We start from the raw sequence: 22,639 nt of genomic DNA, 5'->3' as shown, positions 1-22,639 counted from the left end.
AAGTAGAAGGGTTAGAGTGTGATTTTGACCTCAGTCGCACCCTCAATGGTTATTTTTTGTTCTGCACCCGGTTTGGTTTGGCCTGGTTGCCAAGCCTGATAACTGTATTGCCCATTGCTCAACTTTAGCGTCGCCTTGCCTTTGTCATCCGTTTTGGCAAAAAAAGGCGTATCAACGATATAAATATACCCTACCATAGAATCGTGAATGTTGCATCCCAAGGTGACTACTCCCGCTTGGTCAAACACCAAAGGGTCAGTTGGCACGCCCGAATAGAGTTTTAACTCGAATTTTTTTGCGGGAGAAAACGAATAGACATGGTGCCTGACCGTATCTTCATTTGGGAAGTTGATTTTTGACCCCGTCTGCACCACTGTGATTCTGGGATTAAATAATTTGTTTTTCTGCACGATTCTAGCGCCAGCGCCTGCTGGCAAGGCGGTCGTTTTACCATCGTAAAAAGCCACGACCGCGTCTACAATCGGCTTACCAGAGGCGTCCATAATGGTAGCGGTAATATCAGCCGCCAATGCCAGGGGGCTCAAAAATGTTAGGACAAGGGGGAAGCAAACACGCGTGGCCACTGAAAACATTGCAGACTTTCTCGATTAAATAATTAGTTTGACACGACATCGCGCTTCATTGGCGCCAATATCTTCAGAAGCTCGTTTTTCTCTTTGGTGCCAACGCCATTGGCATCCAAGCGCTCTCGCAACACATCCACCATCACCTCAAATTCAGCGGTGGTGATATGTAAGTCAGCATGCGATTTTTTCATCGTTTCGCCTTCATAAACACAGGCTCCACCAGTTTTCACGCACAAAAAATTGCTCAGGCTTTCTTTGAGAGTCTTCATTTTGACCCCCTCAAATGAACGGCTCGTGCGCGGATCTTTACTCACAATATCCAAAGTTTGGTTTGAGATTCTAGTGAGCATGGGCGCGCCACCAATGCGCTGAAATAGCGCCGCTTCTGGTTTAGGTTGTGCCACACAACCCAAACACAGGGCGGTGATCATGGTCAGTACAAAAAATCGCATTTTTTAAATTCTCCACACTTTGCGTCGATAGTTGCATTTTACGATGAACGACTGTGGATAAATGGACAATAAAACCAAAAATACGGACGTTATTCTTACAATCAAACTTATCGCAATAATTACATAATGCAACAATCAAATTCAAGGGAGACCATGATGCAATTACGCAACTTTAATCACGTATGCTTGATCACCGCCTCCGCTTTTCTCACCTTGTTTCCTTTAATGGGCAACACGGGAGATCGGCTGCTAGCCACCGGTGGGGTGACGCAAATTGAGGGCGCCGCGGGCGGCGGCTTAATGCCATGGGCCGTGATCAGCGGTTATGGCACCGACAAACAAATTGGTGGCTCACTGTTTTATACCCATGCAGAAACCCGTGGCGACTTTAAACTGAATACGACTGGGGTCGCACTGGGCTTTTACAATCGGGTTGAGGTCAGTGCAAGTCAGGCTAGATTTGGCTTAAGCGACACGGTACCCGGTGAAGAGATTCGCCTAAATACCTTGGGTGTTAAACTACGCGTACTCGGCGATGCCATCTACGAACAAGATAGCTGGTTACCGCAAGTCTCCGTCGGCGCACAATACAAATATAACGAAGACTTTAACTTTGTGCCTAAAGCGCTTGGCGCCAGTGATCGCAGTGGTGTCGACTATTACATCGCTTCGAGTAAGCTCTTTTTAGGTGCGGTGTATGGTTACAACTTATTGTTGAATGCCAATCTGCATGCCAGCAAAGCGAACCAATTTGGCCTATTAGGATTTGGTGGCGACAAACACGACAACTACCGCATTTTACCGGCCGTGTCGGCGGCAATCATGCTTTCAGATAACTGGCTGATTGGGGCGGAATATCGCGACAAACCCAATAATTTGTCTGTGTACAAAGAAAACAGCGCAAAAGATATCTTTATGACTTGGTTTCCGCACCGCAACGTGTCGATCACCGGCGCTTATATTGACCTTGGCCGAATCGCCAATAAAGACAACCAGACTGGCTGGTATGTCTCCGGTCAAATCAATTATTAACTTGGGCCTTAACGTTTTGCAGGTGTCAGGCCACAACTGGCCTGTAGGGATTTATCCAGCTGCTTGAAGCCGGCACCATTGCCCGTGGCGAAAGCATACGGGTTTGAAGCCAGATACTGATTATATCTGACCTGCCGCGATGAAAATTTGTTGGCAAGCCCATCGCTATAACATTGGCAGGCAACTGCCGCATTGTCTGCCTGAAACTGCTGCGCACAACTGGTCTGCAGTGCTTGCTTGTCAGTCATGGTCCATGCCTGACCATTGCCTTGTCCATTGGCACGGGCTTGTGTCAGCATCGCGTACATCAGCTCCACGGTGGCGCGCAGCTTACCCAGCGTAGCGGTTTGTAAAGTGTCCTGATGCTTGGCTTGTGACAGGCTAGCATCCAGCGCAAAGTCTGCATCTAATAATGGTCGATCTGGCAGCTGGTAGCCTTGGGCAGCCAGCATGATCTGTTTAGCCGGCTCCGCCTGCAACAGCGCTTGCGCTTCAGCAATATCTGCCTCGGGTAATGTTAATTGCCAATGCAGTTGGCAGCTTGCGCTGTCTTGCAAGGTCATCTCACCGCGAATCTGCTGATCTGATACCGCATCTGCAAACGCTGGGGGAATCCGCTGCAACATATAGTTGATTTCTTGCTTAGCCAGGTTGTGCAACGCTTGGTCATCGACACAAGCCGACCCGTCAGCCGCAAAAAATATTGACGATAAACCGACGAAAGTCAGGCTAACAACAGAAAGCATTTTTGTCATGTTGAACAACTCCATTTTTTATCCTAAGCTATGAGCAATCTGCCTTGAAAAAAGTTTTCATGCAGTTGTTCTGTCGTGACACTTGAAAATACAAACAAAAACGGGCGCTTGAGCGCCCGTTCATGTCATTAAGAACAAATTACTTGTTCATAACGTACATAGTTACTTCGAAGCCGAAACGCATTTCGGTAGCAGCTGGTTTAGTCCACATAGTCATTTCTCCTTTTTCCTGAATTCGTTTTAGCGATTGCTATCAACGTATGCACATCATAGAAGGTGCCGTTGGGCTTGTCGTGCTTAAACTACGCAACATCCAATCATGATTTTCATGAGTGTGGCCTGATAGTGCCATTAAACAAAGCGGGCTTTGAGGTAGCGCAATAACTTACGCAAGCCTTTGCGGCCAATGGTGCGCTTGAGCCAGACTTTGCAGTCATAGACAACAAACGGCATTAAAAACTGCCATTGCAAACGACGTCCGGTCATGCCGAGGTACATCTGTAAAAATTGCTTCCGACCCTCCCAATGTAATTTATGCAGTGCCCTGGTTAAATCCGCCAACCGTTGCTTAATCATGGTAGCAGTGGGCGTTGCGTGCAAACGGGCGGTATCGATCAATACAAATTCCAATTGCTCGCCCTGACGTTGGACGAGGATATTACCGCCGGAAAAATCGCGGAAGTAGATGCCGGAATTGTGCATATGCAAACAAAAGCGTGCAAACGCATGGTAAAGCGTCTCGGCGGAGAGGCCCTCAAAATGACTATCCCCCTGTCTAAAGGCTAAAAATGCTTTTGATAGCGCAAACTGGTGCGCCACAAAGGCACAAATATAAAAATTGCGGCGCAAACTCGGGTCGTTGGCATGCTCGATATAAGCCAGTGGCATCGCAGTACCTACCCCGCGGCGCAGCAACTCCATCGCACCATTCCAGCTGCGTTTGGCCTTGCTTGGCTTATGACGATCAAGCAACGTTTTATGCCAGTACATCCGCACTGGTTTTTTGACAGTGACTTGCTGCGTAGGGTCTCGCGGATCAGGCAACGACCAGATCGCATTTCTGGCATGCCGCAAGGCTGCAGTCTTGGCCGGGGGTTGCAAGGTTTCAGGATGCCATGCGCGCCAAAGTTGTTGCGCCTGCGCAGCATCTTTGGCGAGTATCATGCCGCGCCAATCACCCTCTTCAATCGGAAAATATTGCAGCCCAGCGATGTGGGCATGAATGACGGTGCCACTCAATGACGGGCGCGTTGTGCGCAACACCACCTGATCAGCCGACGGCCATACCAGATAAGCAGGCGACTCAGTGAGCATATTCAAAGACGCCAAGGCTTCACCATCGCGATTAAACAGTTGCGCTTGCTGCAGGCTATGCGGGGTGTAAATCTGATTGAGCAACGCACATTGTCCGTTCAAGGTCCATGCAATATGCACGGTCTGCCCGTTCTGGCTTAATTGATGAATCTCAAGGCCTTGCCCAGTGCAGACTGGCGCCATGTATTGCGCGCCATTGAGCCAGTGGCTCGCCGTTTTAAAAGCGGCAAAGCTTGGGTTTGGCTGGTAGCGTGCGACGTCGCCATCGGCGGCTTTATAATAAGCCACGCGTTCGAGCGCCGGATACTCGGCATCGTGAAGCCCGTCATCAATCAAACCTTCACGGTGGCAAATAAACGCGCCCCAGTTTGCTTGTTGTAACACGCCGGAAGCGGCCAGCAGCGTAAAATAACGTGTGACATAATCTGCCTGCTTTTGCGCGCCGTCAGGAAAGCGGCGCTTAATGCGATAAATGGCCCAGAAGGCCACCGGTGAGACCATCACGGGCACGCCCATGTCATCGCCTACTTTTTGCAATAAACGGGCTTTTTTAATCAAGTTAAACTTGAGAATGCGCGTCCATTTGTGTTTAAAGATTCTGAAATCGGCCAGTTCAGGTTCGACGATGCGCTCGACAAATAAATTGTTACTATGCACGTCTGGCAGGCGACGGTCTTGCCCCAGCGTTTTCAGTAAACTGATGTTATACAAAGGCTCAAAGTCTTGAATATTAGGCCCCACCACAGTCACGCGGTGCTGCCTCGCCAAGTCATAAGCGATTTGCCAGGCCAGCATAAAGCCTGGCATATCATAACCGGCCCATTTTTTACGATTGATGGTGTTGCCGATTTCTAGCGCAGCGATCCGCGTCGCATGTGTTTGCAGCAGCGCAGACAAAAATTCAGCCCAAGCGGATTGCACCGCGGGCGAGCGCATATTTCTGGCGGCCTCGAACGGCTGCACCACATGCAAGGTCACTGCCAGCCCTGCGTCAAGCAGACTCCTCAGAAAACGCTCCTGATATGGCCGGGCATCGTCGTCACTCATATCGAGCCGCACCCGTTTCACGCCCAGCGTTTGGAGTTGTGCAAGCACATACGCATCTGTCGCCGGGTCCGCGTTAGTGGCGACGCACAAGCCCATGAAATCATCGGGCACCGGGTGATTCAGGCGAGGCAAATGGCTATTTTTTAGCCAAAACCCGCCACTGGCGATATATTTCAAGCCATCGATCATGACTTGCCGCGTGAGCATCGAGGGTTGTGTTTTCACAGCGATGGTTACTCAGGGAGGCGATAACGTTGTTCTTTGTAGAGCAACGCAGGTAATAAGCTGTTAGCCAACGCACGCTCCGCCAAGGCGTCGCCATCCGCAGGCGCAACCGTGTTTTGCAACTGTTTGCTGGTCGGGTCGTAATGCCCAAATGCAGCGGGCTTGCCTTCGCGCAAGACCACCACTGCGTTATCCGCAGCGGTTTGCCCAACTTGCTGCATCCACCCAAAGTTATAGTTGTATTGCATCATGGCGCGGCCACGATAGTCAGCACTTACATTAGACAAATCCTGTCCGGTCATCGGATGTTGGGCTTCAATCCCCATCAGAGACAACATCGTCACTGGCAAATCGATCTGACTGGCAATCGCATCGACGGTCTTAGGCTGCACTGCACCGCCTAGAATCAACGCTGGGATATGAAAATGCTCAATCGGCACCAATGAGTCGCCGCGCACACGAATATCGTGGTCGGCTACAATTAAAAATACGGTGTCTTGCCAATAAGGGCTTGCTTTGGCCTTTTTAATAAACTCACCAATCGCATAATCGGCATATTTGACCGCATTATTGTCTGTCGCCTTTGGCTGCTCATACAGAGTGATGCGGCCATCCGGAAACTCAAATGGCGCATGGTTAGACGAGCTAAAAGCCAAGGTAAAAAATGGCTTGCCACTGGCATGATGTGCCATCAATTGTTCATGCGTTTTGTTCAGCAAATCTTCGTCTGACGCGCCCCAGCTCGCCACAAATACTGGATTTTTAAATTCTGGCTGATCGGTGATTTGCTGAAAACCATTGCCCATAAAAAAACGGCGCATGTTATCAAAATGGGATTCACCGCCATAAATAAATTCGGTGAGATAGCCATGTTTAGACAGCACGGACGCCAAGGTAAAAAAGTTTTTTTGGCTTAAATCCAGCTTGACGGTACTGTCTGAGGGGGTCGGCTGAAAACCCGTCACCACTGCCTCTATGCCGCGCACGGAACGCGTGCCGGTCGCATACAAATGCGTAAACCAAATGCCTTCAGACTTCAGTTTTTCTAAATTGGGCGTGACCGGTTTGCCCCCCAACGACGCCACAAAACCCGCGCCTAGACTTTCTTGCAGCAAAATCACCAGATTGAGCGGCTTATCCCGCTTGACGGTGGGCACCAATGTGGTCAGCGTAGGGATATCGGCCTCTTTCGCACCGGTTAACGCAAATATTTTCTCCCGCGGCAACTTGCCATAAATCGCGCTGGATTTTGCTTCGTGCTGCAAACTGTAGGCGGCATAAAACACCGAATAGGTGGAGTTTAGAATCAGGCTGTTGACCATGCTGTCTTGCGTAATCGCAAACAACGCAGGGTTAGCCGGACGGTGCGTCAGGGTTGAGCGCACACCCATCACCGTCAGCAACAAAATCAACGGCCAACTCAACCACAAGGCCGGATTCGCCCAGGTAGGCTGCGCCTGACGCCAAGGCTGTAGCAGTTTGGCCACCAGCGCAAAGGCCAGCAAGGTCATGACTAAACCGAATATCAGCTCAGACTTAAAGCCTTGCCAAAGCATGCCAAACACCTCATGCGGATACTTCAGGTATTCAACAAAAATACGGTTAGGACGCACATCGTATTCGTGGATAAAGCCTGGCGTGGCGGCCTCTAGGAACACCAGTAACACTAGTGACAACAGCACCCAGTAAAAAGTGAGTCCACGCCAAATATAAAACCATTTGCGGATGGCTAAGACTGGCGATAACAAGACTGGAATCAGCGCCAGTAAGCCTAACTGGATGACATCGACCCGCACCCCTTGCAATAAAATCTGGCTCAACTCGCCAGTTGCATACACACGCTCCCACTTCCAGAGGACTAAACCAAAGCGCGTGAGTGAAAGAAAGATCAGCCCACTGATAAACATCACGATCAGCGGGGCATAGGGGCCAAACCAATGACCGATGGCCCACAATTTAGAGGTTGAACGCGGCTTGCCGAAGTAACTTGATTGCATGTTTGCTTAATCAGATTGATTCAAGCGTGTGATTATAACGGGTTATTCTGGATTGTTAATGCAAAGCCTACTCACTGCGAACGCGCGTCTGCCAAAAGCGTTTTTTTGCGCAAATCTAGATACACCACCGATAACAGTGTCACAGGCACCGCGAAACCGACTAGCAAGGGCACCAAATCAAGCCCGGCATCCATCCAATCGGCCTCCGTGGTAAACAATCGCCAGACGGTGATGCATAAAGGCACCCCTGTAAATAACAAGGTAGGCAAAATGAACCAAAGTGTGCTGTTGGCGCCGCGCTTGGCAAGACGCGCGCAAAAATAAGAGACGATCGCCACGATGAGCGCCGCCCCCGCGCCCCACACGGCCCCTGCGACCACCGTAATCCAAGTGCCCACTTGGTACAACAATAAGCAAATCAGGGCGGTGAGTAGCAATTTTCGATGAATCACCAATGACATACGAATCAAACTCACATAAAAAAATGAATCAATCTGTTAGCGCACCAGCTAATGGGCCATTAATGGGTGGTGGCTGGTGGCGCAGCTTCAGGAGAAGTAGGTTGTATCGGGTTCCCCTGCGTGGTGCCAGCTTTTTCATGCTTGTTTTTCAGCAAAGGGTTTCGATGATTTTTTTCAGGCCGCTCACTCAAGCCTTTCTCAGTTTTCTTGTTTTGTGCTTTCACTTGAGGGCTATTTGCATTGCCCAAGTTGCTTTCGTCATTTGGCACGCCATCTTGATGCACGCCGACCGGCCCTTTATCAGTTGATCGCTGTTGGCGTTGCACTTGCGGACTGTCTGAAGTACCCATGGTCGCTGCATCATCTTGACTAGGTGCTGCTTGAGCGGCGGGGAGTGTGAACATTAAACATAATAAAGTAGTGAACAGTGTACGCATGGTATGTCCTTTAATGAGCAATAACGTGAGATGCGCTTGATTGCGCATTGGGCTATTAAAGGTCAGTCTGCGCTTGCGGCCTATCAGCGTTGTCTTATTTGCCTGTAGGATGAATCTGCGCGTTTCGCTTGAGCCAACGCCAAGCGCAATATAGCAGCAGCGCCACCAAGCCAATCACACTCACCAACATCAAGAATGCCGGGAGCGGTAACAATGCAGGTCGCGGCGCTTGTGTCGGCACATCAGGTTGTAAATGATTGGGCAAAGGATTAGGCGTGACCGGAATGATTTTCCATTGGCTTCTGTCGGCTGGCGCCTGCTGCAAATACTGGGCAAACCGATAGACCGGCGCCTGACCGTCCGCTCGACTAGATGGAATTTGTGGAATACGCACAAAATAAATCGCTTCTAACTGGCTGGCCATGCCTTGCATGACGCCAGCATCCAAGGTGGTTGTCTGACCGGTGCGGGCAATATGTAACAGGTCATTCCCGATCGCATCAAACGCTACCGCCGGAAATAAGCGCGTCATTTCAGTATTGAGGTAATCGTACATCGCGCGTCCTTTTTGTAGGCTGTGCTCGGTGGCTGCAACGACCCAGTAGGCTGCGCTGGCCTTGAGCGAGCTCTCTACCCCGCGCAAAGGCACACGCCAACCCAATTGACGCAAAGTATCCATACTGATGCCTGCGCAATTTTCGAGTGCATGGTCATAAACAATATCGTGACGATAAAAATGTTGCATCACGCGGTTGCTGAGTGCTTGCACCTGGCTGGGCACCTGCGGCTGACTAAACACGGCCACCACCATATAGGAAGGGCGATAAAATGCCTGCCCACTATTGAGATCGCCCATATATTGATCAAATGGCGTGACCCCGGCAATAATGCCTTTCTCACTGTGGGTGGCCAAACTGTAGTAATTGTTGACTAACCAAGACGCATAGCCGCCATCGGCAGCCACGTGGCCAGTCGCCAGCGCGAAATGCCCGCCATGCGCTTCATCGTCGTCGCCTTGCGCCCCATTGAGCAAAATACCCAACACTGCTTTTCCTGCGGATTGTTGCGCCAGACCAGGTGATTTCTCCCACAACAAACGGCTCTCGTGTGGCCGCCGCGCGCCGCCCTTTGCATCTTGCACCAGCGATTGCAGACTTTCTTCGGCTTGCAACGGCCGCATGGTTGCGGCTAAATCCAGCTTGTAGGCTTGCGGCCACACCGTGCGCGCAATTACCGTCTGATCGACCAGTTCACCTCGGATGCGCAACGGTTGGTTAGCAAAGAAATCCGTGGTGCGTGCGTTCCAATAAGACCGGTTACTGGCAATTTTTGGCACCAGTGCAAATTGAAAGCGCTGACCATCAGCCGTGGTCACACGCTGCGTGTGCCCCTCTAAAGTCATCTGCGTCCACAGGTGGCGAGAGCCCGTCCACACCAGCGAGGGTAACGCCGTGGGGTTCAATGCCTCAACATCCTCCAGCCAGTGCTTACTGTCTTCAATCGTGACGACCGGCTCTCCTTGTCTCGGCACCAAAAACGTTTCGTGGCGAAAATACCATCGCGCCTGGGGCGAGACCCGACATTGTGTGCACGCCGCCCCTTGTTCAACCTCAAACTGGCTAGGTTGGTATAACCCCAGCGCATCCACATGGGTGTCGCCATACGCAAATATCGACATCAAGCTCACCCCCACTCCCAACAGACGACGCATAGGCTTTTCCATTATTGCTTTAAAAAATCACGCGTACTTTGCCAATACTCCGGTTGCCGTAAACATAGGTATAAGGCAACCAATAGATTGACTGCCGCCGTAATGGCAAACAATTCGGCAATCGTGGCCCCCATGCCAAACAACCACAGCGAAAAGCCTGCCGAGACCACCATGAACAAGGCGTTCATAATGTTATTGGCAGCGATAACACGTGATTGATAGCCGGCTTCAGCACGGCTTTGCAGCAGCACGTATAGAGGCACGATATAGACCCCGCCGCACACGCCCAACAAAGCTACATCAACAAGCATGCGCCAGTAGCCAAGCCCCGCAAGCGTATGCAGAGTCAGGGAGGGTTGCATCAGCAACTGTTGCTGCAGATTGCTTACCGTATAAGCAAAATCCCAAGTAAACACCGACATGCCGACAGCGCCAAGCATCACTAACCCCAAGGCCGGCTTCCCTTTAGTAAGCTTTTCACACCAGAGCGAGCCGATGCCCACCCCCAGCGAAAAGGTGGACAACAAACTAATGAAATCACGCTCACTCCCCTGCAGCACCTGCTTGGCCAGATTTGGAAACTGTGCCAACAGGGTCGCACCAAAAAACCAGAACCATGATATGGCGACAATGGCGACCCACAAGGTTTGCTGCGCCCAAAATAGCCGCACATTCTTAATCGTTTCGGTGATCGGGTTCCAGTTAATGCGGATGCTGGGGTCAGCCGCAGGGGATAGCGGCACCCCGCGGCTGAGGTGATAGCCTGAAATTGCAATCAACAAAACACTCAGGCTGGTAAACAATGCGTGCTGTTCTAGACTGCCTAACCACGCCCCGAGTACCTGCCCGAGCAAAATCGCGACAAAACTGCCCATTTCAATCAGGCCATTGCCGGCAGTCAGCTCCTGCGGTTGCAAATGCTGTGGCAAATAAGAATATTTCACCGGGCCAAACAGCGTAGAGTGCACCCCCATCAAAAATAGTGCTAACGCCAACATCAGCAGGCTACGGCTTAAAAATCCGATACTGGCGAACAACATGATGCAAATCTCCAGCAGCTTCACTAGCCGGATAATCTGCGACTTCTCATATTTATCGGCCAGTTGTCCAGCCGAGGCCGAAAACAAAAAAAATGGCAAAATAAATAGCCCAGGCAACAATGTCGCTAGCATGGCCCCATCTAAGGCGGTCAAGCTGGCCGTGTTGAACGCGACTTGCGTGATCAAGGCGGTTTTAAACACGTTATCGTTAAATGCCCCTAGACCTTGTGTCCAGAAAAAAGGGCCAAAGCGCTGCTGGCGCATTAAGCTGAATGGATTCATACCGCCTGCTCCGCCATGTGTTTCAGTGTCACGTAATCTGTTTTACCAGTGCCCAATACTGGAATCTGGTCCACTACAATCAACTTACGTGCAATGGCAATCTCAGGCGAGCCTAGATTTTTAGCGACAATCTGCAAATCTTCGCGCTTGAGTTTGGCATCCGTAGTAAATAGCACGATGCTTTCGCCCCGGCTGGCATCCGGCACCGTGGTGGCCGCATGGAATTGCTCCGGCGCGGCGGTGCTGGCAATTTTCTCGACCACTTCAAGCGAAACCATCTCACCGGCCACCTTAGCAAATCGCTTCACGCGGCCTTTAATATGAATAAACCCCTCCGCATCGACTTCTACCACATCACCCGTCTCGTACCAGCCATCCTTGGGCGCCACCAGAACACCGGGTTGGTCAAATAAGTAATAGCCTTGCATGACGTTATCGCCCTTCACCGACAGCAATCCGCCCTTTTCAATGCCGGGAACCGGCGTCAGTGTGTATTGCATGCCGGGCAACAGTTGACCCACACTGCCGGTACGATTGGCCATGGGGGTGTTGGCCGTCACCACCGGTGCACATTCGGTGGTGCCGTAGCCCTCAAGAATGCGGATGCCAAATTTTTCGTGATAAATTTTGCGCACTTCATCGTTGAGTTTTTCTGCCCCGGCAAACACCACGCGCAATTTATAAAAGTCATAAGGATGGGCGAATTTGGCGTAATTGCCTAAAAATGTGCTGGTCGAGAAAAACACCGTACACCCCTTGTCATAAATGACCTCTGGGATTAATTTGTATTGCAACGGTGAAGGAAACAGCAAAATAGGAATGCCATTGAACAACGGTAGCAAAGCCCCCGTAAACCCAAACGCATGAAACAGCGGTAACGCCATCATGAATTTATCGGAGGGACTAAAATCTAGCATCGCGGAGATCTGGTGGGTATTCGCCAAGATACTTTTGTGGCTGTGCACGACACCCTTGGGTTTTCCCTCAGATCCCGAGGTAAATAGGATCACAGCGGTATCTTCTGCGGTGGCTGGCTCCATTGCTGCGCGGGGGTAATGTAAAGCGTAGCCCATTAACCATGCGCGATCTAACATCCCAAACTGGCTGCGCAGTGTTTCGAGATAAACGATATTTAAATCGCGTAGTTGCGCCACCGTCTCCTCAAGCTTCGCCGCCTCAATAAACTTGCGCGAGGTGATCACGGTCTTGATATTGGCTGCAATACAGGCATTGCGCATGCCCTCTGCACCTGCGGTAAAGTTGAGCATGGCAGGCACTCTTTTAAACGCACTCATGCCCAGCACCAATGCCAGCGTGTTGGTGATGTTGGGCATCAGCACCCCCACCGCCTCGTTAGGCTGACTGACTTTGCAGGCAAGTCGCCCCAGGGCCAGACTCTTTTTGAGCACTTCTTGATAGGTGTCTTCTATCTGGTGCATGTCTTCAATGATGCGCGTTTTGGCGCCGTATTTGTCTACGGTATCTAGAAAAGCCTCAAACAGCGTTTTGGTGGGCTGTGTTTTAAACAGCATATGCTGCATGATGTTACGCATAGCTTCACCGGCAATGCGGCGCCGCTGCTTGGCCGTCAGCGGTGCATGATGCCCATGCTGCTCAATACGAATCTCAGTGGCGGGCAATATTTTTAGAGACACTTGCGGGAATAATTTACGCGGATGGGCATCTGACAACCGGCCAAAATAAGACTGCGCAGCGCCCTCAACCCGCACCGGTAAAATCTTGACGCCGGTCTTGGCCGCCACGAATCCTGGTCCATCATAAACCTTCATTAAAGCGCCTGTGAGCGTGATGCGTCCTTCAGGAAAAATCACCACATTTTCGCCCGCATGCAGTCGTTGAATGACTTTTTTCATGGCCAAGGGGCTGGCTGGGTCAACCGATAAATGCGGGGTCAGTTTCAACCACCAGCGAAAAAATATGCTTTTTAATACCCCGGTGTGCACGACGAAGGTCGCGCGTTTAGGTAAAAAAAGCCCGAGCAATAAGCCATCCAAAAAGGATTCATGGTTGGCAATAATCAGTATTCTATCTTCTTGTGGCACATGCTCTAAACCGCTCACTTGCACGCGGAACAGCAGACGACACATCTCCCTTAATAAACGCACCAGCATTGTTTTTACCCTTTGTTAGATTTTTTATATTTCGTCTTTGATATAACCCAGCACATTTTGCAGCGCCGCTTGCATCCAGGCTTTATTGACCCAGAAATACACCTCGCGCCCGATTTTCTCGCTTTGCAACGCCCCGCCTCGCTCCAGCACTTTCAAGTGATGGGTGACCGCTGTACGACTGAGCTGAGAAGCTTCGACAATTTGCAAAATAGTCAGGCGCTCACCCTTTTCGAACGACAACAAAATGCGTTGCCGATGCGCATCGCCTAGCGCGACAAATAACTCGGAGATGTCGGTCCACAGGGCTGGAATATGTGCGAGCGTTTTCATATAACTAAATAATTAGTCATTTAGTTTATTTTGTCAAGCCCCTGGTCTATGCGGCTTTTCTTGGGTGCGTGCAGACTAGACTGCCATTCATCAAAGCATCATGCTGCCTATGGTCCGCTCGCAGTACACTGTGAAAATTAAATTGAAAGAGTCAGGCTATGTTGCGACGCGCTGTTGTGTTAAGCCTTCTGGCTTGCCTACCCATGGTCAGCCATGCGACTGCATCCCTCCATCTCAGTCACAGTGTTTGCTCGGGACCGCTGTCACTCTCCACCAGTCGCGGCATCGCATTGAGTTGCGCGGGGAACATGACGCTGGAGGGTGGCTGGATGGCGGACGAAAGCCAGATCTCATTGGTAGCCAGCGGCGACCTGATATTGGATCACTTTATTTTACGCGCGCCAGAAATTCAGCTTTCTAGCCTGACAGGCTTACTGAACTTGGGCAGCAACGTCACGATCGACACGCGTGACAGCCAGGCGAGCACGCAGACTGCGATCATAGTAGATCGTTGGCTAACGCATGGCATCCACTCGTGGCAGCCGTTTGACATTATGCGCGCACCAGGTGGCGTGCTAAGTATCCAAAGCCCGGCCTTGCCCGCAGCGGGTAACGCACAGATCAGGATCTTACCAGAGGGCTTAGGTGGCAGCCTGCAGATCGTTGGGCAACCCAGCCTTAGGCCCGCCAACGCAGGCATCGTACGCACAAATCAAGTGGCAGTGGGGCTGAGTGCAGTGCCAGAACCTGATCGCGCAATGCTGCTGCTGACTGGTTTAGGATTATTCGCTTATGGTCGCAAACACCATTTGGCGAAAAGCGGCCAATGGCGTTAGCAAATGCATTAAAGATGGGTTAAAGATGCGTTTCTAACAGCCTAAGCATGGCAGCATCCCCCGGCTGATCGGCACTGAACGCCATGAGGCCCGCCTCCCGCGCCTGCTCGGCAATCCGCGCGTGATTGGTAAAGAGTGGCACTGAGGGCAACCAGTCTGCATCGCCCGCCAGTTGCAACAAAAAGCGCAAAGCTTCTGTGCTCGTGATCACGATTGCATGCAACTGGGCTGCCGCATGCGCGGCTGCCAACACCTGTGCATTAGATTGCGGATTAACGCGACGATAGCACTCGCCAAACACCACCTCAGCCCCGCGCTGCCCGAGGGTATTTGCTAATAATTCGCGCCCGCCCACCCCGCGCACGATCAACACACGTTGGCCTTGCATCTGTTGCAAGGCTGGTAACGCCAATAAAGATTCACTGTCGAATCGCTCCAGCGGAGTCAACACCGCAGACACGCCAAACGTCTGTAAGCTGGCGGCAGTGGTCGGGCCGATGGCGGCAAACTGTAATGCGGACGGCAATCCGGCTTGCTTAAGCAGGGGCATGCCATGTTGCACGGCGTTGCTGCTGATAAACACCGCCCAGTCAAACTGTTGCAAAGGCGTGATAGCCGCATGAAACGCAGTTAAATCAGGCAACCCTTCAATATCGAGTAAGGGAAAAGAGATGACCTGCCCGCCTGCCGCATGAATAGCCGCCATGAGTTTGGTCGCCTGTTCAGGCGGGCGCGTGACGGCGATGTAGCGCCCGGCCAGCGTCACTTAATGCCATCCAGCGATGCCAGAATCTTATCCGCACCACGCGCCACCAATTGCAGCGCCAACTGTTGTCCGAGCTTCTCCGCTTCAATCGCGTGACCCGTCACGGTTTCTTTTAGCATTTGCCGACCATCCACACTGGCGACAAAGCCTTGCATGGAGATGGTATCGCCTTGTTTGGTAGCATAAGCGCCTAACGGCACCGTACAACTGCCGGCCAATGCCCGGCTGAAGCCACGCTCGGCCAATACGCACAATTCAGTATCCGTATGATTGAGCGGTGCAAGAATCGCGTGCAAATCCGTGCGTGCAGCATTGATCTCAATACCCAGCGCACCCTGACCGACGGCAGGAATACTATCCTGTGGTGAAATAAATTGGCGGATACGATGGCCCAATGCCAAACGAATCAACCCTGCGGCAGCCAAAATAATCGCTGCATATTGACCTTCATCTAACTTGCGCAAACGGGTTTGTAAATTACCACGCAAAGACTCGATTTTCAGCGTGGGAAAACGCGCCTGCAGCTGACTCTGCCGACGCAAACTAGAAGTACCCACCACACTGCCTGCTGGCAATGCCTCAAGGCTAGCAAAATCATTTGAGACAAACGCATCGCGTGGATCCTCGCGCTCGCCGGTAGCGGTAAGCACAAAGCCGGGCGGCAAGTGCATCGGCACATCTTTCATGCTGTGTACGGCTAAATCCGCCCGTCCATCCTCTAAGGCGCTTTCAAGCTCTTTGACAAACAAGCCCTTGCCACCAATGCGTGACAACGGAGAATCCAAAATCTGGTCGCCGGTGGTGGTCATGCCTAAAATGGTGACTTCACACAGCGGGTAAAGCGCCTGCAATCTGGCCTGAATATGCTTGGCCTGCCACATGGCGAGCGCGCTTTCGCGTGAGGCGATGACAAGTTTGGCTGGGGGATTAAATGTGCTCACGACGTGCTTACCTATAATGGATTTAGTGCTTTATTTTAACACGGCATGGCCGCACTTCTGCGCGTGTAGGATGAGATGTAAAGGAGAAGCTTTTGCTCCACAACGGCGTCGGATTCGGTTATGCTGACGCTTGCATAGCAACCCGAAGTGGCTAAAAAAGTCGCTATTCAACGCAAAAATGGAGGACTATCCATGCAATACCAACTCGAAATTTTTCTCGCATCACTCAATCAATTCTGGGTCGAATTGGTCCATTTTGTGCCCAAATTACTCGCCGCCATGGTCATTCTGTTTTTTGGCTGGCTGGTCGCCAAAGCAGTCAGACTGGGCGTAAAACGCATTCTTGAGATCTCACATTTTGATACTTTTGCGCAAAAATCTGGCCTCGAAGCCTTTATGCGCAGCGCGAATTACAAAGTGACACTGAGCGGCATCATCAGCCAAGTGGTGTATTGGTTGGTCATTTTGTTATTTGTGATCACTGGCGCGAACTCGCTGGGGCTGACCGAAGTGGCATCCTTGCTAAAAGAGCTGGCAAGTTATCTGCCACATATTATTGTGGCCATTCTGGTGGTCATTTTTGGCACCCTGTTTGCACGCTTTATCAACCGTTTGGTGTTTGCCTGGCTGCATAGCATCAAATTTGAGCAGGCGCTGATTATTAGCACATCGGCAGAATATTGCATCCAAATTTTGGCTATTTTTATTGCCCTTGAACAACTGGGCATTGGCATGCAATTGATTCACTCATTATTTGTGATTGTATTTGGTGCCGTCTTTTTGGCATTGGCCATTGCCTTTGGCCTAGGGGGTCGCGATTGGGCGGCCAAGGTCATTGATCAGGCGCAAAAGAAAAAGTAAACCTGCCAAGGCCACCTCTAGGTGGCCTTGATCACATGCTGGTGACGACGGCTGACCACTAATGTTTCTGGGAGGCCTTTAATCAGCGCCACCCACACCGCCTCGCCTGCATCTTCGCCCTCAGCAATCCGTTTTTTTTCAAATCCAGCCACCGCGTTGCGCGCAACCAACGCATTACGATGGATGCGAACAAATTGGGCGGCGTAGGTTTGCTCAAGCTGACTGAGCGAAGCCTCTAGCAGATAGGTTTTTTCCAGCGTACGCACGCTCACATATTTCAACTCCGCGCGTAGATACAATACCTCGGCGATCGGCACCAGTAACACTCGGCCGCGCTCATGGATGCTCAGATGGCCTTGGGTCTGTTGCAAGGGCTGCAAGGCTTGGGCCTGCACGAGCTGCAAAGGCATCGCTTTAGCCAACGCGGTGGCCAAGCGCTCACTGCGAATCGGCTTTAGCAAATAATCAATGGCATTGAGCTCGAAAGCCTGTACTGCATAGTGGTCATAGGCCGTGGTAAAAATTAATCGAGGTGGCTGTGGCAAGCCACGCAAGTGATGCGATAACTCAATGCCATCCATCACTGGCATCCGGATATCTAACAACACGATATCCACCGTCATTTGCTGCAATAAAGTCAACGCTTCGACGCCATTGGCCGCTTCACCCACCACCTGATAACCGCCAACATCGCCCACCAGATCGCGCAGACGCTGCCTGGCCAGTGGTTCATCATCCACAATCAACAGGCGGGGGTTAGCCATGCACCACCTCGGACATGGGCCGCGTCGGGATCACAATTTCGACAATATAGCGTTGATCAGAGGCATACTGGCGTAACTGCGCTTCAAGGTCATAGTGCAAACGCAACCGTTCGCGAATATTTTTTAAAGCCATTTTATTGCCAGCAGATTTATCGCTAGCAGGTGGTAACGGATTGCTGATGCGCAACAGCAGACTGTTACCGCTGGGTTTGATTTCAATCTGCACCACACCACCTTGTTGTTGCGGCTCGATGCCGTGATACACGGCGTTTTCGAGCAAAGGTTGCAGAATCAGGGGCGGAATCATGATGTCCACTGGAATAGACTCCAGAATCCACTCGCAATGCAGACGTTCATCCAAACGCAATTTTTCGATATTTAAATACTGCTGACACAAGGCGATTTCTTGCGATAGCGGCACTAAGTCACGGTTATCCGCCATCAGCACACGAAACAATTCTGCCATATCTTCAAGTGCCGTTTCAGCGCGTTGCGGCTGGCTACGAATCAAAGACAAGACAGCATTGAGGCTATTGAATAAAAAATGCGGTCGGATGCGCGCTTGCAATGCTTGTAAACGCGCCTCAGCAATGGCTGGCGAATAGGCGCGCTGCAATAAATCGAGGTAATACAAACAAATCAGCACATCCATGACACACAACACCATCACCTGCCAATATTGCGCGTCCGTCAACGGCGCGACCCAGCGCTGATAACCCGCTGTGAGCAATCCGGTCATCAGCATGGCCAGCACAAACAGTGCAGCCAGGCCAAGCGGGTAAGGCCAACGGCTCATCAGCGGATAAACCAATGTGAGCGCGCCCATAATCAGTAACAGTGGCGGTAACCACTGGCTGCCAATTTGCGCCAAGTTGTTCAGCCACGAGGACGCCCCTACACCAGACTGGCCGTCATACACCGTCAGCAACACCAGCAAACACAGGTGCAACAGCAGTACACGTAAGTGTATGCCCAGATTGCGAAAGTTGGGGATGCGGCTACTTTTACGCACGGCGTGATGTTCGTTTATAATGTTGTGCCAGCATCATAAGTATTAAGTGCCACTGGCGCAAGCCGCGACCAGGGTGCAAATTTTGGCAGAAAGAACTTTTGCTTTGACGACTTCGCAACCAAACACACAATCTTCGCTACACCAAAAAGATCAGGCATGGTCTGGGCGATTTAACGAGCCAGTGGCCGAACTGGTCAAACGCTACACAGCCTCTGTCGATTTTGACAAACGACTGGCCGTTTTCGACATTGAAGGCTCGATTGCCCACGCCACCATGTTGGGCGCCCAAGGCATCATTTCGGCACAAGATGTCACAGAGATCAAACGTGGATTGGGCGAAATTCTGGCAGAAATTGAAGCTGGTCAGTTTGAATGGTTGCTAGATCTGGAAGATGTACACCTGAATATTGAACGGCGCCTGACCGAAAAAATTGGCGATGCCGGCAAACGCCTGCACACAGGTCGCTCACGCAACGACCAAGTCGCGACAGATGTGCGCTTATGGCTGCGCAACGTGGTCGACGGCACCATCACAGGTATCCGCGCACTGCAAACTTCATTGTTGGACTTGGCCGAGCAACATGCGGCCACCATCATGCCAGGCTTTACCCACTTACAAGTGGCGCAACCAGTGACGTTTGGCCATCACCTGATGGCTTATTTTGAAATGCTCAATCGGGATGCAGAGCGATTTGCCGATGCCCGCAAACGGATTAACCGTTTACCGCTAGGCGCGGCGGCCTTGGCTGGCACCAGCTACCCGATCAACCGTGAATTGGTTGCTGAATTGTTGGGCTTTGATAGCGTTTGCCAAAACTCTCTGGATGCCGTGTCTGATCGCGACTTTGCCATTGAGTTTAACGCAGCAGCGGCCTTATTGATGATGCACCTATCCCGTTTTTCGGAAGAACTAATTTTATGGATGAGCCCCCGCTTCGGCTTTATTGATATTGCCGACCGTTTTTGTACGGGCTCTTCTATCATGCCGCAAAAGAAAAATCCCGATGTGCCAGAACTGGTACGTGGCAAAACTGGCCGCGTCTATGGCCATCTGATCGGCCTGCTCACCTTGATGAAAGGTCAGCCATTGGCATACAACAAAGACAACCAAGAAGACAAAGAGCCACTATTCGATGTGGCAGACACCTTGCTAGTGACCTTGCAGATTTACGCCGACATGCTGCGGGGCATCACCGTCAAAGCTGACAATATGCGTCAAGCGGCGCTGGAGGGCTTTGCGACGGCCACTGACTTGGCGGATTATCTGGTCAAAAAAGGCATGCCTTTCCGCGATGCGCATGAAGTGGTGGCACATGCCGTCAAAGCGGGCGTGAGATCTGGCCGTGACCTGGCTGAATTTAGCCTGGCTGAGTTAAAAGCGTTTAGTGACACCATCAGTGACGATGTTTTTGACGTGCTCACGCTCGAGGGCTCTGTCGCCAGCCGCAATCACACAGGCGGCACCGCCCCCGAACAAGTGCGGCGCGCCATCGCCCAAGCCAGAGTGCAATTAGGCCGCTGATGCCCAGACGCCATCATCAGCCGAGTAAGCGTAAATCATACCCGGTCGTGATGGTGGGGCTGGTACTCACCTGCAGCCTATGCTTGAGCCTACCTGCCGCCGCAGCCTTGAATAACGCCTCCGCCAAGCATGAACAAGCCATGTTATGGCCTTTGTTACCTGGGGAGAGCGTCAACAGCCTCGCTGAAAAACTCTATCCACAAAGCCCGGTGCTACAACAGCGCTTTGTGCAACAATCTATCACCCTGAGTCGCAGCCGTGGCATCGATTTGCAGCCAGATGCCCACAGTGAAACGGCCCAATTGATTGCCGTGCCCAACGCGCAAACCCTGCACACCCTGACCCACCGCATTAAAAAAGCCGATGAAGTGACCACCGTGCCTGTTGCAACACCGGGGTTGATGATGAGCGTGCAACTGACCCAGCCGACATCGGCCAGCGCAGGATGGTCACTGCCCAAGCTGTCATTCCCTAGCCTGCGTTTACCAGCAGTGCCGCTGTTGCATGAATACTCTTTTTCACCCACGCATTTAAACCGCCGTGTCACAGCGTTGAAAACACATATCGTTGATACCTACACGGCCAATACGCAAGCGATTGCACGCACCCCTGTGAAACGTCTTTATCAAACACCGCAATTGGCGCTGATTGTGCTGAGTGCGATATTATTGCTAGTGTTAAGCTTGGTATGGGGTGTTTTAGAGGAACTGCAGTCTCGCTAGCCGCTTTTTTTCTAAGGCTAATGCGCGGGAAAAACTAATGAACCGCTGCGTTATAGCGAGTTCTTTTGACTTGCCCTACACAGGGGTCACTCGCCGACAGGCCAAACACACACCCTAACGAAATTAAGCTGAACGAGTGAGCAGTGGAGTCACATCCAGCAACACCGAACGCCATCATGCGATGTCTTTCACAATTGTTATTCAGGCAGAAACATCTCTAACAAGCTATTTAAAAATCGCTGCCCTTTCAAGGTCGGCGCAATCCGCGCAGGCGCCGCCAGCATTAACCCCTGCTGCTGCGCTTCCTGCAAAGTCGCTTGTATGCTCCTCAACGGTAACCCCGTGCGCTGCTGAAACAATCCTGCTTCCACACCATCCACGAGCCGCAACGCATTCATCATAAATTCAAACGCCAGATCATCGCGGCCAATCTGCCACTCGCTGTCTACCATCTGGCCGGTCGTGACCGACTCGAGATATTTTTTCGGATGCTTATGCCGGCTTTGGCGGATGATTTTGTCGTGAAAACTGAGCTTAGAATGCGCACCAGCGCCGATGCCCAGATAGTCGCCAAATGTCCAGTAATTGAGGTTGTGCACGCATTGCTTGCCAGGCTGGGCAAAGCCTGACGTTTCGTAATGTTGATAGCCGTGACTCGCGAGCGTTTTCTCGATCTCTTCTTGCATGGTGGCACTGGTATCATCATCCGGCAATACCGGCGGCGTGCGGTGAAAAGGGGTATTGGGCTCCAGCGTCAAATGGTAAAACGACAAGTGTGCCGGTTTGAGCTGGCAGGCGGTTTCGGCGTCTTTTAATGCATCTGCCAAGCTTTGCTGCGGCAGCGCATACATCACGTCCAGATTCACTTGATCAAAAGTATTCAATGCCAGCTCGGCCGCGGCCAACGCTTGTTCACGGTCGTGAATGCGCCCCAGCGACTGGAGATACTGCGGCTGAAAACTTTGTATGCCAAGCGAGACACGATTGACCCCAGCCTGACGATAGCCTTGAAAGTTCGCAATATCCACCGTGCCCGGATTCGCCTCCAGCGTCACTTCGGCGCCGTACTCTAGGGGGGTCAGCATCCGGACATGGCTTAGAATCTTATCAATTGCCGCCGCCGAAAAAATGCTCGGGGTCCCGCCGCCAAAAAACACACTGCGAATCTTGCGGCCCCACACCAATGGCGTGGCTTGCTCGAGATCTGCAATCAATGCATCGACATAAGCCGCTTCTGGGATCTCTTGCCGCGCCTCATGTGAATTAAAGTCGCAGTAAGGGCATTTGCGTACACACCAAGGGATGTGAATATAAAGCGATAGGGGCGGCGGATTGGTGAGACCACTCAGGGTCACCTCGCCTTGCAACGGCGCTTCTTTGAGACTTTGGGCTGGGTAAATCGGGATCATGGGC

At 51.6% G+C, this 22,639-nt stretch carries 22 protein-coding genes; 5 read left to right on the top strand and 17 right to left on the bottom strand.

Going from position 1 to position 22,639, the window contains the following annotated elements:
* Positions 1 to 11: 11 nt before the first annotated feature.
* On the bottom strand, positions 12 to 530 hold the full coding sequence (locus FIT99_RS00270) for a methylamine utilization protein (protein WP_223261223.1): 519 nt from the start codon (positions 528 to 530) through the stop codon (positions 12 to 14).
* An 86-nt stretch (positions 531 to 616) separates the two neighbouring features.
* Positions 617 to 1,039, bottom strand: a complete 423-nt coding sequence (locus FIT99_RS00265) for a group I truncated hemoglobin (protein WP_140001844.1) — start codon at positions 1,037 to 1,039, stop codon at positions 617 to 619.
* A gap of 225 nt (positions 1,040 to 1,264) precedes the next feature.
* Here FIT99_RS00265 and FIT99_RS00260 point away from each other — a divergent pair, with 225 nt between their 5' ends.
* The gene (locus tag FIT99_RS00260; protein WP_140004567.1) at positions 1,265 to 2,071 is read left to right on the top strand and encodes a DUF3034 family protein; all 807 of its coding nucleotides are present in this window, start codon (positions 1,265 to 1,267) and stop codon (positions 2,069 to 2,071) included.
* An 8-nt stretch (positions 2,072 to 2,079) separates the two neighbouring features.
* Here FIT99_RS00260 and FIT99_RS00255 read toward each other — a convergent pair whose 3' ends face one another.
* The 10 genes from FIT99_RS00255 to FIT99_RS00210 form a co-directional block, all read right to left on the bottom strand.
* Positions 2,080 to 2,826 (bottom strand): hypothetical protein, encoded by a 747-nt coding sequence (locus FIT99_RS00255; RefSeq protein WP_140001842.1) that lies wholly within the window; start codon positions 2,824 to 2,826, stop codon positions 2,080 to 2,082.
* A gap of 139 nt (positions 2,827 to 2,965) precedes the next feature.
* A complete protein-coding gene (gene pqqA, locus FIT99_RS00250; RefSeq protein ID WP_081624291.1) occupies positions 2,966 to 3,037 on the bottom strand; it encodes a pyrroloquinoline quinone precursor peptide PqqA in 72 nt (23 codons plus the stop codon).
* Between the two features lie 140 nt (positions 3,038 to 3,177).
* Positions 3,178 to 5,412: a lipopolysaccharide kinase InaA family protein gene (locus tag FIT99_RS00245; RefSeq protein ID WP_317616157.1), complete on the bottom strand. Its 2,235-nt coding sequence runs from the start codon at positions 5,410 to 5,412 to the stop codon at positions 3,178 to 3,180.
* 8 nt (positions 5,413 to 5,420) lie between these two features.
* Positions 5,421 to 7,409 (bottom strand): LTA synthase family protein, encoded by a 1,989-nt coding sequence (locus FIT99_RS00240; protein WP_140001840.1) that lies wholly within the window; start codon positions 7,407 to 7,409, stop codon positions 5,421 to 5,423.
* A gap of 71 nt (positions 7,410 to 7,480) precedes the next feature.
* Positions 7,481 to 7,870 carry a hypothetical protein gene (locus tag FIT99_RS00235; protein WP_140001838.1) on the bottom strand — a complete coding sequence of 130 codons (390 nt, stop codon included), beginning with the start codon at positions 7,868 to 7,870 and terminating at the stop codon, positions 7,481 to 7,483.
* Between the two features lie 59 nt (positions 7,871 to 7,929).
* Positions 7,930 to 8,307: a hypothetical protein gene (locus FIT99_RS00230; RefSeq protein ID WP_140001836.1), complete on the bottom strand. Its 378-nt coding sequence runs from the start codon at positions 8,305 to 8,307 to the stop codon at positions 7,930 to 7,932.
* A gap of 94 nt (positions 8,308 to 8,401) precedes the next feature.
* The gene (locus tag FIT99_RS00225; protein ID WP_140001834.1) at positions 8,402 to 10,018 is read right to left on the bottom strand and encodes a hypothetical protein; all 1,617 of its coding nucleotides are present in this window, start codon (positions 10,016 to 10,018) and stop codon (positions 8,402 to 8,404) included.
* Between the two features lie 11 nt (positions 10,019 to 10,029).
* Entirely contained in the window at positions 10,030 to 11,340 is a 1,311-nt protein-coding gene (locus tag FIT99_RS00220) for an MFS transporter (RefSeq protein ID WP_140001832.1), read from the bottom strand.
* Positions 11,337 to 13,472 (bottom strand): bifunctional acyl-ACP--phospholipid O-acyltransferase/long-chain-fatty-acid--ACP ligase, encoded by a 2,136-nt coding sequence (gene aas / locus FIT99_RS00215; protein WP_140001830.1) that lies wholly within the window; start codon positions 13,470 to 13,472, stop codon positions 11,337 to 11,339. Before aas ends, FIT99_RS00220 begins: the two co-directional genes overlap by 4 nt.
* A 24-nt stretch (positions 13,473 to 13,496) precedes the next feature.
* Positions 13,497 to 13,802, bottom strand: coding sequence for an ArsR/SmtB family transcription factor (locus FIT99_RS00210; RefSeq protein WP_140001828.1), 306 nt, complete (start codon positions 13,800 to 13,802; stop codon positions 13,497 to 13,499).
* Positions 13,803 to 13,960: 158 nt separating this feature from the next.
* Here FIT99_RS00210 and FIT99_RS00205 point away from each other — a divergent pair, with 158 nt between their 5' ends.
* Positions 13,961 to 14,638, top strand: coding sequence for a hypothetical protein (locus FIT99_RS00205; protein ID WP_140001826.1), 678 nt, complete (start codon positions 13,961 to 13,963; stop codon positions 14,636 to 14,638).
* A 19-nt stretch (positions 14,639 to 14,657) separates the two neighbouring features.
* Here FIT99_RS00205 and FIT99_RS00200 read toward each other — a convergent pair whose 3' ends face one another.
* Positions 14,658 to 15,344 carry a uroporphyrinogen-III synthase gene (locus tag FIT99_RS00200; protein WP_140004565.1) on the bottom strand — a complete coding sequence of 229 codons (687 nt, stop codon included), beginning with the start codon at positions 15,342 to 15,344 and terminating at the stop codon, positions 14,658 to 14,660.
* Positions 15,345 to 15,400: 56 nt separating this feature from the next.
* Positions 15,401 to 16,285: a hydroxymethylbilane synthase gene (hemC, locus tag FIT99_RS00195; protein ID WP_396652230.1), complete on the bottom strand. Its 885-nt coding sequence runs from the start codon at positions 16,283 to 16,285 to the stop codon at positions 15,401 to 15,403.
* Between the two features lie 252 nt (positions 16,286 to 16,537).
* Between hemC and FIT99_RS00190 the strand changes: the two genes are divergently transcribed.
* Positions 16,538 to 17,206, top strand: a complete 669-nt coding sequence (locus FIT99_RS00190; protein WP_140001822.1) for a mechanosensitive ion channel family protein — start codon at positions 16,538 to 16,540, stop codon at positions 17,204 to 17,206.
* Positions 17,207 to 17,223: 17 nt separating this feature from the next.
* Here the strand turns inward: FIT99_RS00190 and FIT99_RS00185 are convergent, their stop codons facing one another.
* Positions 17,224 to 17,970 carry a LytR/AlgR family response regulator transcription factor gene (locus FIT99_RS00185; protein WP_140001820.1) on the bottom strand — a complete coding sequence of 249 codons (747 nt, stop codon included), beginning with the start codon at positions 17,968 to 17,970 and terminating at the stop codon, positions 17,224 to 17,226.
* Complete coding sequence (locus FIT99_RS00180; protein WP_140001818.1) at positions 17,963 to 18,982, bottom strand: sensor histidine kinase; 1,020 nt, start codon at positions 18,980 to 18,982, stop codon at positions 17,963 to 17,965. The genes FIT99_RS00185 and FIT99_RS00180 overlap by 8 nt, the downstream gene beginning before the upstream one ends.
* A gap of 103 nt (positions 18,983 to 19,085) precedes the next feature.
* Here FIT99_RS00180 and argH point away from each other — a divergent pair, with 103 nt between their 5' ends.
* Complete coding sequence (argH, locus tag FIT99_RS00175; RefSeq protein WP_140004564.1) at positions 19,086 to 20,504, top strand: argininosuccinate lyase; 1,419 nt, start codon at positions 19,086 to 19,088, stop codon at positions 20,502 to 20,504.
* Positions 20,504 to 21,226 (top strand): hypothetical protein, encoded by a 723-nt coding sequence (locus FIT99_RS00170; RefSeq protein ID WP_223261222.1) that lies wholly within the window; start codon positions 20,504 to 20,506, stop codon positions 21,224 to 21,226. The genes argH and FIT99_RS00170 overlap by 1 nt, the downstream gene beginning before the upstream one ends.
* A gap of 197 nt (positions 21,227 to 21,423) precedes the next feature.
* Here FIT99_RS00170 and hemW read toward each other — a convergent pair whose 3' ends face one another.
* Positions 21,424 to 22,635: a radical SAM family heme chaperone HemW gene (gene hemW / locus FIT99_RS00165; protein ID WP_140001816.1), complete on the bottom strand. Its 1,212-nt coding sequence runs from the start codon at positions 22,633 to 22,635 to the stop codon at positions 21,424 to 21,426.
* Between the last annotated feature and the right edge of the window lie 4 nt (positions 22,636 to 22,639).

The organism is Methylophilus medardicus (assembly GCF_006363955.1).
Classification (GTDB): domain Bacteria; phylum Pseudomonadota; class Gammaproteobacteria; order Burkholderiales; family Methylophilaceae; genus Methylophilus; species Methylophilus medardensis.
Note: the sequence above shows the minus strand (reverse complement) of the source record. Positions and strands in the feature narration are given on the sequence as shown.

What these genes read in the sequence shown, in the direction of transcription:
- FIT99_RS00265 (WP_140001844.1), bottom strand. Translation starts at nt 1,039, where the DNA reads ATGCGATTTTTTGTACTGACCATGATCACCGCCCTGTGTTTGGGTTGT.
- FIT99_RS00260 (WP_140004567.1), top strand. Translation starts at nt 1,265, where the DNA reads ATGGGCAACACGGGAGATCGGCTGCTAGCCACCGGTGGGGTGACGCAA.
- FIT99_RS00255 (WP_140001842.1), bottom strand. Translation starts at nt 2,826, where the DNA reads ATGACAAAAATGCTTTCTGTTGTTAGCCTGACTTTCGTCGGTTTATCG.
- FIT99_RS00240 (WP_140001840.1), bottom strand. Translation starts at nt 7,409, where the DNA reads ATGCAATCAAGTTACTTCGGCAAGCCGCGTTCAACCTCTAAATTGTGG.
- FIT99_RS00235 (WP_140001838.1), bottom strand. Translation starts at nt 7,870, where the DNA reads ATGTCATTGGTGATTCATCGAAAATTGCTACTCACCGCCCTGATTTGC.
- FIT99_RS00230 (WP_140001836.1), bottom strand. Translation starts at nt 8,307, where the DNA reads ATGCGTACACTGTTCACTACTTTATTATGTTTAATGTTCACACTCCCC.
- FIT99_RS00225 (WP_140001834.1), bottom strand. Translation starts at nt 10,018, where the DNA reads ATGCGTCGTCTGTTGGGAGTGGGGGTGAGCTTGATGTCGATATTTGCG.
- FIT99_RS00220 (WP_140001832.1), bottom strand. Translation starts at nt 11,340, where the DNA reads ATGAATCCATTCAGCTTAATGCGCCAGCAGCGCTTTGGCCCTTTTTTC.
- aas (WP_140001830.1), bottom strand. Translation starts at nt 13,472, where the DNA reads ATGCTGGTGCGTTTATTAAGGGAGATGTGTCGTCTGCTGTTCCGCGTG.
- FIT99_RS00210 (WP_140001828.1), bottom strand. Translation starts at nt 13,802, where the DNA reads ATGAAAACGCTCGCACATATTCCAGCCCTGTGGACCGACATCTCCGAG.
- FIT99_RS00205 (WP_140001826.1), top strand. Translation starts at nt 13,961, where the DNA reads ATGTTGCGACGCGCTGTTGTGTTAAGCCTTCTGGCTTGCCTACCCATG.
- FIT99_RS00200 (WP_140004565.1), bottom strand. Translation starts at nt 15,344, where the DNA reads ATGGCGGCTATTCATGCGGCAGGCGGGCAGGTCATCTCTTTTCCCTTA.
- hemC (WP_396652230.1), bottom strand. Translation starts at nt 16,285, where the DNA reads ATGTGGCAGGCCAAGCATATTCAGGCCAGATTGCAGGCGCTTTACCCG.
- FIT99_RS00190 (WP_140001822.1), top strand. Translation starts at nt 16,538, where the DNA reads ATGCAATACCAACTCGAAATTTTTCTCGCATCACTCAATCAATTCTGG.
- FIT99_RS00185 (WP_140001820.1), bottom strand. Translation starts at nt 17,970, where the DNA reads ATGGCTAACCCCCGCCTGTTGATTGTGGATGATGAACCACTGGCCAGG.
- FIT99_RS00170 (WP_223261222.1), top strand. Translation starts at nt 20,504, where the DNA reads ATGCCCAGACGCCATCATCAGCCGAGTAAGCGTAAATCATACCCGGTC.
- hemW (WP_140001816.1), bottom strand. Translation starts at nt 22,635, where the DNA reads ATGATCCCGATTTACCCAGCCCAAAGTCTCAAAGAAGCGCCGTTGCAA.